Genomic DNA, 14,732 nt, shown 5'->3' on the forward strand with positions numbered 1-14,732 from the left:
TCCTGCAAATGACAGACTTACGTCTCAACGACCCCACGTTGCTTATTGAAGCGGCGCGGGTTGGCTCCAAATGGGTCGGTGCCACTGAGGTATCCACCACTCTGGAAGTGACCAACCCGGCAACTGGTGATCTAATCGGACGAGTCCCCAATCTTGGGGCGGCCGAAACGGCCGAAGCAATCGCCGAAGCGCACCGTGCACAGAAGGGCTGGGCCAAGCTCACAGCGAAGGACCGCAGCCAAATTCTGCGCCGCTGGTATGACCTGATGATCGAAAACCAGGATGATCTTGGCGCTATCCTGACCGCCGAGCAGGGCAAGCCGCTGGCTGAGGCCAAGGGTGAAATCGCTTATGGTGCCAGCTTCATCGAATGGTTCGCTGAAGAGGCCCGCCGCGCCTATGGCGACGTTACCCCGGGCCACGCGCCGGATAAGCGGATCATCACAATCAAACAGCCGATTGGGGTTGTTGCCGCGATCACGCCGTGGAATTTCCCCAATGCCATGATCACGCGAAAGGCGGGACCGGCACTGGCGGCAGGCTGTTCCATGGTGCTCAAACCTGCCAGCCAGACGCCGTTCTCGGCTATCGCGCTGGCGGTTTTGGCCGAGCGAGCTGGGTTGCCCGCGGGATTGTTCTCGGTCATCACTGGATCAGCGCGCGCCATCGGAGGTGAGATGACCTCGAGCAAAATTGTGCAAAAATTGACCTTTACCGGGTCCACCGAAATCGGCGCGATGCTTTATGCGCAATGCGCACCGACGATCAAGAAGCTAGGTTTGGAATTGGGCGGCAACGCGCCGTTTATCGTTTTTGACGACGCAGATATAGACGCGGCCGTCGAAGGGGCGGTGATCGCCAAGTTCCGAAACAACGGCCAGACCTGCGTCTGCGCCAACCGCATCTATGTCCAGTCTGGGGTCTACGACACGTTCGCCGAAAAACTGGCCGCTAAGGTCGCAAAACTGCCGACTGGAAACGGCTTTGACGAGGGCACCGTCTTTGGCCCACTAATCGATCAAGCCGCAGTCGCGAAAGTATCTGAGCATATCAAAGACGCAACCGCCAAGGGTGCAACAGTCACACTGGGCGGCAAGCCGCACGCCCTTGGCGGCACATTCTTCGAGCCGACCATCCTGATTGGCGTGACCGCAGACATGGCGGTGGCGACCGAGGAAACCTTCGGCCCAGTCGCGCCCTTGTTCAAATTCGACAGGGATAGCGAAGTTATCGCAGCCGCCAATGATACCGAATTCGGCCTCGCCTCGTACTTCTATTCCCGCGACATGGCCCGTGTCTGGCGCGTGTCAGAAGCATTGGAATATGGCATGGTCGGGATCAACACCGGCCTGATCTCAACTGCCGAAGCGCCCTTTGGAGGCGTTAAGATGTCAGGTCTGGGGCGCGAGGGGTCGCGCCATGGGCTGGATGACTTCATGGAACTCAAATACTTGTGCATGGGTGGCATTGACGCCGCCGAGGAGGCCTGATGCGCTTTGCAACTTTCACCGCAAACGGAGCAACTTTTTTCGGCGCGATCACCAAGGACGGTGCAATTGCGCTAAACGACGCCTTTCCCGATCAGGCCAGCCTTTATGAGGTGATCGCCGCGGGCACGTTTGAACAGTTGACCGAGGCCGCAGCAGGCCGGGAAGTAACCCACAAGGAATTCACTTACGAAATGGTGATGCCGGATGTCCGCCGCATCCTCTGCGTCGGAGTGAACTTTCCCGACCGCAACGCAGAATACAAAGACGGCAGCGAACAACCGAAATACATGTCGTTGTTTCCGCGCTTTGCCAGCGGTTTCACCGGGCACGACCGCCCGCTGATCCGTCCTCCGGAAAACCACACGCTGGATTACGAGGGCGAGGTCGTTATCGTGATTGGCAAATCCGGTCGGCGAATTTCACAGGAAGATGCCTATGACCACATCGCAGCCCTAACCTTGTGTAACGAAGGCACAATTCGCGACTGGGTCCGCCATGCCAAGTTCAACGTCACACAGGGAAAGAACTGGGACAATTCCGGTGCCATCGGCCCGTGGCTAGTGCCATTCACCGACGCGGCCCAGTTGGACGATGCCCGAATTCAGACCCATGTGAATGGTGAGTTGCGCCAGGACGATACGCTGAATCGCATGATGTTCCCGATAAAGCGCGAGATCGAATATATTTCGACCTTCATGACGCTTCTGCCCGGAGACATCATCGTCACCGGCACCCCGACGGGTGCGGGCGCGCGGTTTGAACCACCGAAATACCTGGCTCCGGGTGACGTAGTGGAAATCTCAGTCGAGGGCATTGGTACGCTGCGCAACACAGTCGAGGACGAACAGGTATGACCCCCGAAGATCATGCCCGTGCCGCAGCCGACTTGTTGCAGGCTGAACGTTCGCACGAACAGATTGGCCTTCTGACACTGCGCCATCCCGAAATGGGGATGAGCGACGCCTATGAGGTGCAGAACGCCATCTATCAACAGAAATTGGCCGAAGGGCGCAAGGTGATCGGCTGGAAAATCGGGCTGACCTCAAAAGCGATGCAATATGCGCTGAATATCGACATTCCCGACAGCGGAATTTTGTTCGATGACATGAAGTTCGATCACGGCGGAACCGTTCCTGCGGGCCGGTTCATCCAGCCCCGGATCGAGGCTGAGATTGCTTTTGTCATGAAATCTGCGGTAGGCGGAGAGAACGTCACCCGTGACGACATCATTGCCGCCACGGATTACGTCGCGCCTTCGATTGAAATCCTCGACACGCGTATTCAGCGTGTCGACCCCGCGACCGGACAAACACGTACCGTCTATGACACAATAAGCGACAACGCTGCCAATGCCGGCATCGTGTTGGGCCCCGAACGTCATTCGATAGATGCATTTGATTTGCGTTGGGTCGGGGCACTGACCTTCCGCAATGGTGAGATCGAGGAAACCGGTCTTGGCGCGGGTGTTCTGAACGACCCGGTCGAAAGCGTCGTCTGGCTGGCCCGTCGCATGGCGCAGTACGACCAGAGCTTAGAACCGGGCCAGGTGATCTTGTCTGGCAGCTTTATTCGACCCGTCGAATGCCCGCCGAGCACCGAAATCCATGCTGATTTTGGGCCATTTGGCTCGGTCGATATCAACTTTGCCTAAGGGAGGCCGGGATGCCTGCGCCACTAAACGCTTTCAAGGCCGCGCTGCAGGCTGGTCAGCCGCAGGTCGGCTGCTGGATTGGAATGGCCGACACCTATGCCGTCGAAATCGCGGCCACGTCCCAGTTCGACTGGTTGCTCGTTGACGGGGAACACGCCCCAAACGATCTTCGCTCAATCCTGGAACAGGTGCGGGTCATCGAAGGAAGCGGCAGCCAACCGGTCGCACGCTTGCCGATAGGTGAAACCTGGATGATCAAGCAATACCTCGATGCCGGCGTTCAGAATATTCTGGTGCCGATGGTCGAAAGCGGAGATCAGGCACGGGATTTGGTACGGGCGGTGCGATACCCGCCCCACGGAGTTCGGGGCGTGGGATCAGCGTTGGCCAGGGCTTCGCGCTTTGCGGCGATCCCGGACTATCTGAAAACGGCTGATGAACAGATCTGCCTGCTTGTTCAGGTGGAAAACCGCGCCGGGTTAGAGGCACTAGACGATATTCTTGCCTCTGACGTTGATGGGGTCTTTCTCGGTCCCTCCGATCTGGCCGCTGACATGGGCCATATCGGTGATGTTGGTCATACAGAAGTGGTCGAGGCCGTTTTGGACGCGATAACTCGGGTCGTCGCGGCAGGCAAATTTGCCGGGATACTGACACTTGATCCGGCCATGCAGCGTAAATGTCTGGATCTGGGGGCGACCTTCCTGGCCGCAAACATCGACGTAACTTTGTTCGCGCAGGCGGTGCGCCGGGCCGCCGATGAAGCCTTGGCGTTGCTACCTGACCAAAGCGTTTCGGGTGTTGCCAAAACGGAAGCGGCCAGCAAGTACCTGCAGCAATTGTGCAAGCACTGGTCCCACAAGGCCCAGGTGACTTTTGACGACAACCACGGCAGCGTGGAATTTCCGGGCGGAAACCGGCTGACCTTGGTCGCGGGTGAATCCAGCCTTTCGCTGACGGCTGAAACCGGCCCTCGCGGAGATCTGACCCGCTGGCAGGAAGTCATCGAAGCGCATCTGGTACGGTTTGCTTTTCGCGAAGACATTAGCATTGACTGGGTGGGCTGATCCCAAATCAACTACCGCCTGAAGACGACGACAAGGAACACTCATGTCAGATCCGGTTTATGTAATTGGCGATATCCATGGCCAACTGGGGATGCTTGAAGACGCACTGGACCGGATCGAACGGGATGGAGGGCCAGACGCCAAGATCGTGTTTCTTGGCGATTATACGGACAGGGGTGCGCAAAGTTGCGGGGTTTTGGATCTGCTGGTCCGAGGGAACGCCGACGGTAAGAACTGGGTCTTTCTACGTGGCAATCATGACCAGATGTGCGCAATGTTTCTGGAGGACTATCCGCGCAATGATGCGCGCCTGCTGGTCGGGTATCACTGGCTTCATCCTCGGATCGGCGGGATCGAAACGCTGCAGTCCTATGGGGTTGAAGCCACCAACGTGGACAGAATCTATCAAGTTCACGCCAAAGCCAAACAGGCCGTCCCTCAGGCTCATATCGATTTTCTGAACGGGCTAAAGCCGTTCCATCAGGACGGCGCATTGCTGTTCGTGCATGCAGGAATTCGACCCGGGGTGAAACTGGAGCAGCAAGACCACGACGATCTAATATGGATTCGTGAGGAATTCCTGAACCATAAAGATCCACATCCATGGTTGGTAGTCCATGGCCACAGCCACGTGTCCGCACCTGAACATCATGGAAACCGTATCAATCTGGATACAGGAGCAGGCTATGGCCACGCCCTGACCACCGCCGTGTTCGAAGGCACCAAATGCTGTGTGCTGGATGCTGGTGGGCGTAGACTTGTGACCCACTGAGACAGACTCTGACTCACATGGCGTAAAAATGTGGAGTCGCCGATGTCGTTTCTTTTTTAAAAAGCTTCTCAACCATGATCGCCGTCATCGCTAAGCCTTGAACCACCACATTGGGTCCATCAGACGTTTTATGGAACAGCAGTTCTTTACGGCGGTCGGCAGGATTGGCGGCAATAATAGCTGGAATGGACAACATTTTTCTACGCCGGCAACTTCGGAAAAATCTTCGAATGCACTCAGCAACAATAGTTCAAACACGTGACTCCAAACGAAACGGCATTGACTTTAGTTTCATATGTAACGATATTCGTTGCAAATGAAACAAAACGAGTCACGCGAGCGACATACTTCGGGAGAACACAATGGCTAAGGCATTCGCATCTCAGGGAGATTTGGGTGAAAAGACGGTTAGCTTCACCGAAGTGGGTGAAGGGCTTTGGGCCTTTACTGCTGAAGGTGATCCCAATTCCGGCGTGATCATCGGCGATGATAGTGTCATGATTGTCGAGGCGCAGGCCACGCCACGTCTGGCTGGCAAGGTGATTGAGAAGGTCAGAGAAGTTACCGACAAACCGATCACACATCTGGCGCTAACTCACTATCACGCGGTTCGCGTTCTAGGCGCTTCAGCGTATGGCGCAGATCAGGTTCTCATGTCCGAAACAACCCGAGCGCAGGTTGTCGAACGCGGTCAGGAAGATTGGGACAGTGAGTTTCAGCGTTTTCCACGTCTGTTCGAAGGCCATGAAAGCATTCCCGGACTGACCTGGCCCACCACGACCTTCAAGGATCGCATGAGTGTATACCTCGGCAACCGGCGCGTCGATCTAATGCATCTCGGTCGCGCCCATACTGCCGGTGACATTGTCATTCACGTCCCCGATCAGAACGTCATGTTTACCGGTGACATCGTCGAGTACCACTCGGCCTGCTATTGCGGCGACGGCCATTTCAACGATTGGGGTGGCACTCTGGACAATATCGCCGCATTTGACGTCGATGCTATCGCGCCCGGCCGCGGTGATGCTTTGCTCGGAAAAGACATGGTTGAAGCAGCAATTGAGTCCACCCGGGATTTTGTCGAAAGCACCTATCGCCCGGCCGCTCGTGTCGCCGCTGGCGGCGGCACCCTGAAAGATGCCTGGGACGCTGTACGTGACGCATGCGACCCGAAATTCGCTGACTACGCGATCTACGAACACTGCCTGCCGTTCAATGTTGCGCGCGCCTATGACGAAGCCCGCGGCATCGACACACCACGTATCTGGACGGCGCAGCGGGATCTGGAAATGTGGGAGCAACTGCAAGGCTGAAAGCCTGAAGGGAGGGGATTTTCCAATGTTTGATGACCGTTACACGCTCGCCTACAAGAGCTACCCATACGAGAAATCGCCCGATCAGGATATTGATGCGCCGGTGCGTCACCCGGTTGTGGTCATGGGCGGCGGGCCGATCGGAGTGGCCACCGCGCTGGACCTCGGCCGCCAGGGTATTCCGGTGGTTGTGCTTGATGATCATGAGGGGATCGGCATGGGCAGTCGGGCGATTTGTTTCGCAAAGCGCTGCCTGGAAGTGGCCGACCGCTATGGCTGCGGCGAACCGATGCTCGAAAAAGGCGTTGTCTGGAACCTCGGTAAGGTATTCCATCGCGATGACAAGGTTTTCGAATTTAACCTGTTGCCGGAAGACGGGCATAAATACCCCGCCTTCATCAATCTACAACAGCCATATTTCGAGCAATACATGATCGATCGCCTGCGCGAGCTGCAGGACAAGGGTGCCCCGATCCAGTTGCGTGGCAAGAACCGCGTGGACGCGGTCGAAGTACACGACGATCACGTCACCCTGAAGGTGATGACACCGGATGGGCCTTACACCCTTGAAGCAGACTGGCTTGTCGGTTGCGACGGTGCCAATTCACCGCTGCGCGGGATGCTTGATCTCGATTTCAGCGGTCGCGTCTTTCAAGACAGCTTCCTGATCGCCGATATCAAATTGAAAGGCGATCTGAATTTCCCTACTGAGCGCTGGTTCTGGTTTGAACCGACCCACGACTCCGGTGCCTCAGCTTTGTTGCACAAGCAACCTGATGATGTCTGGCGGATCGACTTCCAGATCGGCTGGGATGTTGATCGCAAAGAAGAACTTAAAGAAGAGAATATCCGTCGCCGATTGGATGCGATGCTGGGGGATGTGGACTATGAAATGGTCTGGTCCTCTATCTACACCTTCCAGTGCAAGCGGATGGAAAGTTTCCGCTCGGGGCGGGTGTTTTTTGCTGGTGATGCGGCGCACCAAGTCTCGCCCTTTGGTGCGCGTGGTGCCAATTCCGGCATGCAGGACGTGGACAATCTTGGCTGGAAACTAGGTCTGGTTATTCAAGGCAAAGCGCCTCAGAGCCTGCTTGATACCTACGATACCGAACGGGTTCATGGCGCGGACGAAAACATCCTGAATTCTACACGGTCCACCGATTTTATCACACCGAAATCAGAAACAAGCCGGATCTTCCGCGATGCCGTGCTCAGCCTGAGCGGAACTTATGAATTCGCACGACCGATGGTCAACTCGGGTCGGCTCTCGGTTCCATGCGTGTACAGTGGATCGGGACTCAATTCCGCTGACGCACTGGCAGGCGGTCCCGAACGGACGCAGCCCGGCGCCCCCTGCCCTGATGCCCCGTTGGGCGATGAATACCTGTTGTCCAAGCTGGGTGATGAGTTCATCCTTTTGACAATCGATGCAGAAGCACCTGAAATTCTGGAAGAGGACGGGATTACGGCACGCCGCCTGGCTCTTTCAACCCGCGACGACCCGACTGGTCAGCTCAGGAAACGCTATCTCGGCGAAGCCAGTTCGGCGGTCTACCTGATCCGCCCAGATCAGCATGTCGCCGCCCGCCGAGCGCAATACAACGAAACCCTGATGCGCACTGCCTTGCGCCGTGCGGCCGGTAAGGAAGTAAGCCAATGAGCGATCTGACCCTGACACCGAATATCGACGGAACCGACGATTTCTACGCCGACCTGCTGGCAACGCATGAGGGCAAGACCAAGGCCGAGAGCGATACAATCAACGCTAGGTTAATACTGATCCTGGCCAACCACATCGGCGACCGGGACGTCCTGACCCAGGCGCTCAATGCCGCCGACATCACATAATCCAAGGGAGGATACCATGAATATCAAACTGAAGGGCAACACCCTGCTGCTCGCCGGTATTGCAACCGCTGCAATATCGATCGCAACGACTACCGTGGCAGAGACCAAGCTTGCGCTTTCGAGCTGGCTGCCGCCGCGCCATCCGATCGTCGTTGAGGCAATCAAACCCTGGGCCAAGCAAGTGGAGGAAGTCACCGATGGCCGCGTGACCGTACGTGTGCTTGCAAAGCCCATGGGCCCGCCCCCGGCACATTACGACATGGCTGCCGAAGGTATCGCCGACATCACCTATGGCTTGCATTCCTTTACAACAGATGACCGTTTCACCCGCTCTCGGATCGGTCAGTTCTCGTTCATTGGTGACGATGCCGTTGCTGGTTCCAAAGCATTCTGGAATGTCTATTCCGGCCCGCTGGAGGCGCAAAAAGAACATGAGGGCACCAAGCTTCTGGGGCTCTTCGTGCATGGCCCCGGCATGTTGCACAACAATGTCCGTAAGATCGAAAAGACAGACGATTTCTCGGGTCTCAAGATCCGCGTTCCTGGCGGCTACATCTCAGACCTGATGTCTGGTCTCGGCTCTACAACGCTCTTCATGTCTTCGGGTGAGGTGTATGAAAAGCTCTCGCGCGGAGTAATCGATGGCGTGACGTTCCCCTACGATGCTCTGGCTGCGTTCAAGCTGACCGAAGACGTCAAGTACACGATGCAAGTCCCCGGCGGCATCTACAACACCACTTGGTTCATGGTCATGAACGAAGACAAATGGAACGAGATCTCTGAAGAGGATCAGGCAGCCATCGAGGCGATTTCCGGTGAAGCCTTTGCCGCACTGGTTGGCGAAGCTTGGGTCGGCGCAGACGAGAAAGGCAGCGCCGCGGCCGAAAAGGCCGGGATCGAAATCTACGAAGCGCCAGCCGAAGTCGTAGATGCGATCAAATCACAGGCAGCAGATGCAGAAACAGCGTGGTCCGAAGCCATCTCGGCGGACGGCTACGACGGCGCGGCGGCACTGAAAGAAATGCGCAAACAAGCTGGCGTGGACTTCTGATCCATGGAGCGGCTTCGCCATCGTTTCCCCGACCAGCCCCCTGATGAGGGGCTGGACATCGGGTTGCTGCTCGACAGATCTCTGGGTGTCGGGGCCGCACTGATCCTGTTCAGCCTCGTCCTCATCACCTGTGTGGATGTAGTTGGGCGCTACCTGTTCAACGCACCGCTATCCGGTGCCTTCGAACTCACTGAAATACTGCTTGCAGCGCTCGTTTTCCTTGCCTTGCCACTGACGACAGAGCGCCGCGAACATGTCGAGGTCGACCTGCTGAATCTGGCGCTTGGACGCAAGACGCAACGTCTTTTGTCTGCGTTTGCAGGCCTGTTCTCTGCAGCCCTGTTAGCCACCTTTTCTTGGCGGCTTTTCACCCATGCGGCCAAGGCCGCACATGACGGCGCGGTGACCAACGCGCTTGAGATTCCACTGGCACCATTCGGCTATCTAGCTGGGGTCTCCTGCATGGTTTCGGCGTTCATCGCATTCCTGCGCGGATTACAACCCCCCATCGAACACGACACCGATCAAGATCACCTAGAGGGCGCCCCATGATTGAATCTCTGATCGGCTTTGCGATCCTACTGGGACTTATACTACTGCGCGTGCCCATCGCCTTCGCAATGGCGGCCGTAGGCGGCTTTGGGTTTGCCTATATGCGTGGTTGGGAGCCTGCCTGGGCTATGACAGGGCAAGTGGCCTTTGACACTTCTTTGTCTTACTCCCTTTCGGTCATCCCTCTGTTCATCTTCATGGGCAACGTGTTGGCCGGCTCAGGCGTGGCACACGGGCTGTTCGCCGGTGCCGATCGACTTTTTGGCAGGCTGCGCGGCGGACTTGCCATGGCTTCGGTCTTTTCTTGCGGCGGTTTCTCCGCGGTGTGCGGCTCGTCCCTGGCTACTGCTGCCACGATGTCAAAAGTTGCCATGCCTTCAATGCGCCGTTTTGGCTATGATGACCGGCTGGCGACAGGCTCTATCGCCGCGGGTGGGACACTGGGCATTTTGATCCCGCCCTCGGTGATCCTGATCATCTACGGCCTGCTGACCGAAACCAATATTGCCAAGCTTTTTATCGCGGGAATTGTGCCAGGTATTATTGGTGTGCTGTTTTATCTTGGCGCGGTCATGGTTGCGGTACGGTTGAACCCTTCTCTGGCTCCGGAGGAGGAAAACACCGAACCGATGAGCCGGGCTGACGTCATAGGCGTGATCTGTGTGCTGGGCCTTTTTCTCTTCATCATGGTTGGCATTTATGGTGGGTTCTTCACACCGACTGAGGCGGCCGGAATGGGTGCAGGTGCTTCGATCCTGATCGCCATTGCCCTCAGGACGATGACCTGGCGCAGCTTTTTCGCAGCTACGCTGGATTCGATCCGGGCTACTGCCATGATCTTTGCTGTGATCATCGGTGCCGAGCTGTTCACCAACTTCATAAACTACGCCGGACTGCCGGATGCGCTATCAGGCTTTGTTGTCGACAATGAATTGCCGGTCTGGGCAGTCATTGTGTTCATCATGCTGACCTACATGGTGCTTGGTTGTGTGCTTGAAAGCCTGTCGATGATCTTGCTAACAGTGCCGGTCTTTTACCCGCTGATGTTTGAGCTTGAGTTTGCCAATGAACTCCTGCTCGATCCCGAAAACGCCCTGATCTGGTTCGCCATTGTGGTTGTTGTGGCCACTGAAATCAGCCTGATCACGCCGCCCGTCGGTATGAATGTCTTCGTGCTGAAGGGCGTGTTGCAAGATGTCTCACTTGGAACAATTTTTCGCGGTGTGCTGCCATTCTGGATCGCGGACATCCTGCGTCTGACCCTGCTCATCCTTGTACCCTCCCTGTCACTCTGGCTGGTGGGGTTGATGTGAACGCCTGAGGCGACCGTACGTTGCCTTGGCCTTGAAAACTGCACCCTCGGAAAGGAGAAATCGATGAAAATCGAGAAGATCCATCACGTCGCTTACCGCTGCAAAGACGCAAAAGAGACGGTCGAATGGTATGGGAAAATGCTGAACATGGACTTTATCCTGGCCATCGCCGAGGATCATGTCCCATCTACGCATGAGCCGGACCCCTACATGCATCTGTTTTTGGATGCCGGGAATGGGAATGTTCTGGCTTTCTTCGAGCTGCCCACGAAACCGGAAATGGGCCGGGATCCCAATACCCCAATCTGGGTGCAGCACATCGCCTTCAAGGTGAAGGATCGCGAAACGCTGCTTCAGTTCAAGGACCATCTGGAAGCTAATGGCGTCGAAGTACTCGGTGTGACCGACCATTCGATTTTCCACTCTATCTACTTCTTTGATCCTTCCGGCCATCGTATCGAACTGGCCTGCCCGGACCCGGAAGAAGAAGCGCTGCTGGAGCGCATGGACGAAGTGAAATGGCTTATGTTGGACGAGTGGTCGAAGACCAAGAAAGCTCCGAAACATGCCGATTGGCTGCATGCCAAAGAACTCAACAAGTCTGCCTGACGGGCGTCCCGTGCCGGATAGGTTTCCGGCGCGGGAACCTATTTTTGGCAAAATCTGAGACGGTTGACCACAAAACAAGGAAGTCATGAAACTATACGGCTATTGGCGCTCGACGACCTCTTTTCGGGTCCGGATCGCACTAAATCTCAAGGGTGTTTCCTATGAAACAGTTCCGGTCAACCTTGTTGCCGGAGAGCAACGCGCGCCGGACTATGTCGCGCTGAACCCCGGCAAGGGCGTCCCTACGCTGATCCTTGAGGACGGTCGTGTACTCACCCAATCGCTTGCGATCATCAATTATCTCGACGCTGCCATACCCGAACCTCCGTTCCTGCCGGAGGACCCGTTCGAGCGTGCGCGGGTACAGGCTGCGGCCCATACCATCGCGATGGACATACATCCGGTTAACAACCTTAGAGTCACCGCGCATCTGAAGTCCCGGTATGGGTTTACGGCCGAAGATGGGATCGAGTGGTTCCGGCATTGGATGACAGAAGGTTTCCATGCCTACCAAGCGCTTTTGCCAGCTAACGCCACCTTCAGTTTTGGTGACAAGCCGGACCTTGCCGATATCTGCCTTGTCGCACAGCTTTACAATGCACATCGCTGGGGCGTCGATATGACTCCATTCGACCGTCTGCTTGAGATCGAAGAACGCGCATTCACCCTACCCGCTTTCGACGCCGCTCGACCTGAAAGCCAGCCCGATGCCTCCTGAGAGAAATACACTGGCAGACCTAATTCTATTCTAAGTCGACGGCGTTAGCCCGACCGGGAAGGCAATGCCCTTCCGCGTCACCGATTACACGGATTTCTACGCCGGTCGGCAGCCAGCTCTCCAGATGGCTTGAGTTGCGCAGATTGGCTTAGTACCTATGTCACTGACGCGGCCTTAAGCAGAGCAGTCACGCCTTGGTCCAGCGCTGCGCGGTCCTCAGCCGACATGGAATTCAGCATCCCTTGCGCGCAAGCATCGACTTGTGGCAGCAACTGTTCGAAACGCCGATGGCCTTCCGGCGTACAATGATAAACCCTAATTCGGCGATCTTCTTCTGAAATTGCTCTGGTTATCAAACCTTTATCGTCAAGCCTCTGCGCGGCCCGGCTGACTTGAACCTTATCCAGAGTGGTGCGTTGCGAGAGTTCTAGAGAGGTCAGGCTTTTGGCATTGGCAAGTAGAAAAAGCAGGCGCCATTCCTCCCGTGATAGCCCGAATTCGCGCTGGTATACTTCCGTGAGTTTTCGTGAGAACGCTTCGGACGCCACGGCGAGGCGATAGGGAAAGAAGGAATCTAGTTGCATAAGAAACTATATGTCCGCTTTGTTTCACATGCAACGAAATTTCCTGCACTGATATTCGCCATCCTTATGCAGGTTGTTTTGCACACTACAAGCCGAAGTTGACGAAATCCCGGTTCCCAGTGTTTTGATTCCGTTGCGAAGATTTTTTCTGCTTGCCAGAAAACTGCGGATCCGCTGGATCAAGGTTCCAGATCGGCAATCTGCTGAAACGGACAGATTCCCAGCGTGAACCGACCTTTGCAAAATTTAGCAGTTCTGCAACGCAAAATCCCAAAAGCGAAAGTTGACCGTTGTGTCAGCTTCAGCTGCCAAGAAAGGTCAACACAAGCCTTGGATATAGGCACACACTGAGACTAGCGGAAACACTGGACCCGGAAGTGCAACAAAAACTATTAGCATTCTTGCAGAATACTTTTTACCATGCGGTCAAATTTGGGGGAATTGGATGCTCGATTTAATCATCAGACAGGCCAGCCTGCCAGATGGCAGCGGGCCGGTAGATATCGCGATCAAGGCAGACCGCGTTGCGGAAATTGCGCCTGATATCAAGGCTGAGGCGCATGAGGAGATACAGGCGGTTGGGCGTTTGGTTTCCCCTCCTTTTACGGACCCGCACTTCCATATGGATGCGACCCTGAGCCTAGGGTTGCCGCGCATGAATGTCTCGGGCACGCTTTTGGAGGGTATCGCGCTTTGGGGGGAATTGAAGCCCCTGCTGACACCAGAAGCGGTGATTGAGCGGGCCATGCGCTATTGCGACCTTGCTGTGTCGCAGGGGCTGCTGGCTATCCGTTCGCATGTGGATGTTTCATCCGCCCCGTTGGTGGGCGTTGAAGCGCTCTTGGAGGTACGTAAACAGGTTGCCCCCTATATCGACCTGCAACTGGTGGCATTCCCGCAAGATGGCCTTTACCGATCAGAAAACGCAGAGAGAAACCTGATCCAGGCGCTCGATATGGGTGTCGACGTGGTGGGCGGGATCCCGCATTTTGAACGCACGATGTCGGAAGGGGCTCGATCTGTCACAAGACTGGCCGAGATAGCGGCGGACCGCGGCCTGATGCTGGACCTGCACTGCGATGAAAGCGACGATCCTATGTCACGCCACGTAGAAACGTTGGCCTTTGAGACTACGCGCCTTGGGCTTGGGGGCCGTGTAACTGCAAGCCACGTCACTGCGATGCATTCTTATGACAATTACTATGCATCGAAGCTAATCCCGCTCATCGCAGAAAGCGCTATGAACGTGGTACCCAACCCTCTGATCAATATCACGCTGCAAGGGCGTTCGGACACCTATCCGCGCCGCCGAGGTCTGACCCGCGTGCCAGAGCTGCGCGCGGCCGGTGTAAACGTTGCCTTCGGGCAGGATTGCACAATGGACCCGTGGTATTCGCTCGGGTCCGCTGACATGCTGGAAGTGGCTCATATGGGTGTGCACGCGGTACCGATGACATCCCGGGAAGCGATGGAATGGGCATTCACATCGGTAACCCAAAATGGCGCCAAAGCCATGGGCCTGCCCGACCCGACAATCCGCGAAGGCGGCCCTGCCAGTATGGTTGTACTGCAGGCGCGTGATCCGATTGAAGCTGTTCGCATGAAACCCACCCGCCTTGCCGTAATCAAAAACGGCAAGGTGTTGGCCCGTACAGAACCCCGAATGGCGGCGCTTTCGTTGCCCGGCCGCCCCACGACCCTGGATCCCGCAGATTACGCGCCCAGGCCCAATACTCAGGAAGCTTAAGAACAAGAACAATTGCC

The 14,732-nt window shown here is 56.3% G+C and carries 16 protein-coding genes; 14 read left to right on the plus strand and 2 right to left on the minus strand.

All coding sequences use genetic code 11. The features are described 5' to 3' along the window. The first annotated feature begins 8 nt into the window (after positions 1 to 8). Genes AC2FD9_RS17590 through AC2FD9_RS17610 form a run of 5 tightly spaced genes read left to right on the plus strand, consistent with a single transcriptional unit; the run spans position 9 to position 4,980 of the window. A complete protein-coding gene (locus AC2FD9_RS17590; protein WP_496838120.1) occupies positions 9 to 1,490 on the plus strand; it encodes an NAD-dependent succinate-semialdehyde dehydrogenase in 1,482 nt (493 codons plus the stop codon). Beyond that, positions 1,490 to 2,344 (plus strand): fumarylacetoacetate hydrolase family protein, encoded by an 855-nt coding sequence (locus AC2FD9_RS17595; RefSeq protein WP_282120996.1) that lies wholly within the window; start codon positions 1,490 to 1,492, stop codon positions 2,342 to 2,344. Before AC2FD9_RS17590 ends, AC2FD9_RS17595 begins: the two co-directional genes overlap by 1 nt. Then, positions 2,341 to 3,141 (plus strand): 2-oxo-hept-4-ene-1,7-dioate hydratase, encoded by an 801-nt coding sequence (gene hpaH / locus AC2FD9_RS17600; protein ID WP_496756678.1) that lies wholly within the window; start codon positions 2,341 to 2,343, stop codon positions 3,139 to 3,141. The genes AC2FD9_RS17595 and hpaH overlap by 4 nt, the downstream gene beginning before the upstream one ends. 11 nt (positions 3,142 to 3,152) lie before the next feature. After that, positions 3,153 to 4,208, plus strand: coding sequence for an aldolase/citrate lyase family protein (locus tag AC2FD9_RS17605; protein ID WP_496838121.1), 1,056 nt, complete (start codon positions 3,153 to 3,155; stop codon positions 4,206 to 4,208). A 43-nt stretch (positions 4,209 to 4,251) separates the two neighbouring features. Then, positions 4,252 to 4,980: a metallophosphoesterase family protein gene (locus AC2FD9_RS17610; RefSeq protein WP_496838123.1), complete on the plus strand. Its 729-nt coding sequence runs from the start codon at positions 4,252 to 4,254 to the stop codon at positions 4,978 to 4,980. A 13-nt stretch (positions 4,981 to 4,993) separates the two neighbouring features. Here AC2FD9_RS17610 and AC2FD9_RS17615 read toward each other — a convergent pair whose 3' ends face one another. Continuing rightward, the gene (locus AC2FD9_RS17615; protein ID WP_496732849.1) at positions 4,994 to 5,176 is read right to left on the minus strand and encodes a hypothetical protein; all 183 of its coding nucleotides are present in this window, start codon (positions 5,174 to 5,176) and stop codon (positions 4,994 to 4,996) included. A gap of 166 nt (positions 5,177 to 5,342) precedes the next feature. On the opposite strand from AC2FD9_RS17615, the gene AC2FD9_RS17620 reads away from it, so the two are divergent. The 8 genes from AC2FD9_RS17620 (at position 5,343) to maiA (ending at position 12,384) form a co-directional block, all read left to right on the plus strand. Then, entirely contained in the window at positions 5,343 to 6,293 is a 951-nt protein-coding gene (locus AC2FD9_RS17620; RefSeq protein WP_496838125.1) for an MBL fold metallo-hydrolase, read from the plus strand. 25 nt (positions 6,294 to 6,318) lie between these two features. Continuing rightward, the gene (locus AC2FD9_RS17625; protein WP_496838127.1) at positions 6,319 to 7,953 is read left to right on the plus strand and encodes an FAD-dependent oxidoreductase; all 1,635 of its coding nucleotides are present in this window, start codon (positions 6,319 to 6,321) and stop codon (positions 7,951 to 7,953) included. Continuing rightward, the gene (locus AC2FD9_RS17630) at positions 7,950 to 8,141 is read left to right on the plus strand and encodes a DUF2783 domain-containing protein (RefSeq protein WP_496838129.1); all 192 of its coding nucleotides are present in this window, start codon (positions 7,950 to 7,952) and stop codon (positions 8,139 to 8,141) included. Before AC2FD9_RS17625 ends, AC2FD9_RS17630 begins: the two co-directional genes overlap by 4 nt. 16 nt (positions 8,142 to 8,157) lie before the next feature. Next, on the plus strand, positions 8,158 to 9,192 hold the full coding sequence (locus tag AC2FD9_RS17635; protein ID WP_496838131.1) for a TRAP transporter substrate-binding protein: 1,035 nt from the start codon (positions 8,158 to 8,160) through the stop codon (positions 9,190 to 9,192). 3 nt (positions 9,193 to 9,195) lie between these two features. After that, positions 9,196 to 9,744 (plus strand): TRAP transporter small permease, encoded by a 549-nt coding sequence (locus AC2FD9_RS17640; RefSeq protein ID WP_082637164.1) that lies wholly within the window; start codon positions 9,196 to 9,198, stop codon positions 9,742 to 9,744. Then, on the plus strand, positions 9,741 to 11,057 hold the full coding sequence (locus AC2FD9_RS17645) for a TRAP transporter large permease (RefSeq protein ID WP_058278629.1): 1,317 nt from the start codon (positions 9,741 to 9,743) through the stop codon (positions 11,055 to 11,057). Before AC2FD9_RS17640 ends, AC2FD9_RS17645 begins: the two co-directional genes overlap by 4 nt. Before the next feature lie 63 nt (positions 11,058 to 11,120). Further along, the gene (locus tag AC2FD9_RS17650; protein WP_058274548.1) at positions 11,121 to 11,666 is read left to right on the plus strand and encodes a VOC family protein; all 546 of its coding nucleotides are present in this window, start codon (positions 11,121 to 11,123) and stop codon (positions 11,664 to 11,666) included. Between the two features lie 85 nt (positions 11,667 to 11,751). Next, positions 11,752 to 12,384, plus strand: a complete 633-nt coding sequence (gene maiA, locus AC2FD9_RS17655; protein WP_496838134.1) for a maleylacetoacetate isomerase — start codon at positions 11,752 to 11,754, stop codon at positions 12,382 to 12,384. Between the two features lie 155 nt (positions 12,385 to 12,539). Here maiA and AC2FD9_RS17660 read toward each other — a convergent pair whose 3' ends face one another. Beyond that, complete coding sequence (locus tag AC2FD9_RS17660; protein ID WP_058281140.1) at positions 12,540 to 12,968, minus strand: MarR family winged helix-turn-helix transcriptional regulator; 429 nt, start codon at positions 12,966 to 12,968, stop codon at positions 12,540 to 12,542. Positions 12,969 to 13,413: 445 nt separating this feature from the next. Here AC2FD9_RS17660 and AC2FD9_RS17665 point away from each other — a divergent pair, with 445 nt between their 5' ends. Continuing rightward, positions 13,414 to 14,715, plus strand: coding sequence for an amidohydrolase family protein (locus tag AC2FD9_RS17665; RefSeq protein WP_496837758.1), 1,302 nt, complete (start codon positions 13,414 to 13,416; stop codon positions 14,713 to 14,715). Positions 14,716 to 14,732 lie beyond the last annotated feature (17 nt).

It is taken from the genome of Ruegeria sp. YTSC230, from assembly GCF_059609665.1.

What these genes read in the sequence shown, in the direction of transcription:
- AC2FD9_RS17590 (WP_496838120.1), top strand. Translation starts at nt 9, where the DNA reads ATGACAGACTTACGTCTCAACGACCCCACGTTGCTTATTGAAGCGGCG.
- AC2FD9_RS17595 (WP_282120996.1), top strand. Translation starts at nt 1,490, where the DNA reads ATGCGCTTTGCAACTTTCACCGCAAACGGAGCAACTTTTTTCGGCGCG.
- hpaH (WP_496756678.1), top strand. Translation starts at nt 2,341, where the DNA reads ATGACCCCCGAAGATCATGCCCGTGCCGCAGCCGACTTGTTGCAGGCT.
- AC2FD9_RS17605 (WP_496838121.1), top strand. Translation starts at nt 3,153, where the DNA reads ATGCCTGCGCCACTAAACGCTTTCAAGGCCGCGCTGCAGGCTGGTCAG.
- AC2FD9_RS17610 (WP_496838123.1), top strand. Translation starts at nt 4,252, where the DNA reads ATGTCAGATCCGGTTTATGTAATTGGCGATATCCATGGCCAACTGGGG.
- AC2FD9_RS17615 (WP_496732849.1), bottom strand. Translation starts at nt 5,176, where the DNA reads ATGTTGTCCATTCCAGCTATTATTGCCGCCAATCCTGCCGACCGCCGT.
- AC2FD9_RS17620 (WP_496838125.1), top strand. Translation starts at nt 5,343, where the DNA reads ATGGCTAAGGCATTCGCATCTCAGGGAGATTTGGGTGAAAAGACGGTT.
- AC2FD9_RS17625 (WP_496838127.1), top strand. Translation starts at nt 6,319, where the DNA reads ATGTTTGATGACCGTTACACGCTCGCCTACAAGAGCTACCCATACGAG.
- AC2FD9_RS17630 (WP_496838129.1), top strand. Translation starts at nt 7,950, where the DNA reads ATGAGCGATCTGACCCTGACACCGAATATCGACGGAACCGACGATTTC.
- AC2FD9_RS17635 (WP_496838131.1), top strand. Translation starts at nt 8,158, where the DNA reads ATGAATATCAAACTGAAGGGCAACACCCTGCTGCTCGCCGGTATTGCA.
- AC2FD9_RS17640 (WP_082637164.1), top strand. Translation starts at nt 9,196, where the DNA reads ATGGAGCGGCTTCGCCATCGTTTCCCCGACCAGCCCCCTGATGAGGGG.
- AC2FD9_RS17645 (WP_058278629.1), top strand. Translation starts at nt 9,741, where the DNA reads ATGATTGAATCTCTGATCGGCTTTGCGATCCTACTGGGACTTATACTA.
- AC2FD9_RS17650 (WP_058274548.1), top strand. Translation starts at nt 11,121, where the DNA reads ATGAAAATCGAGAAGATCCATCACGTCGCTTACCGCTGCAAAGACGCA.
- maiA (WP_496838134.1), top strand. Translation starts at nt 11,752, where the DNA reads ATGAAACTATACGGCTATTGGCGCTCGACGACCTCTTTTCGGGTCCGG.
- AC2FD9_RS17660 (WP_058281140.1), bottom strand. Translation starts at nt 12,968, where the DNA reads ATGCAACTAGATTCCTTCTTTCCCTATCGCCTCGCCGTGGCGTCCGAA.
- AC2FD9_RS17665 (WP_496837758.1), top strand. Translation starts at nt 13,414, where the DNA reads ATGCTCGATTTAATCATCAGACAGGCCAGCCTGCCAGATGGCAGCGGG.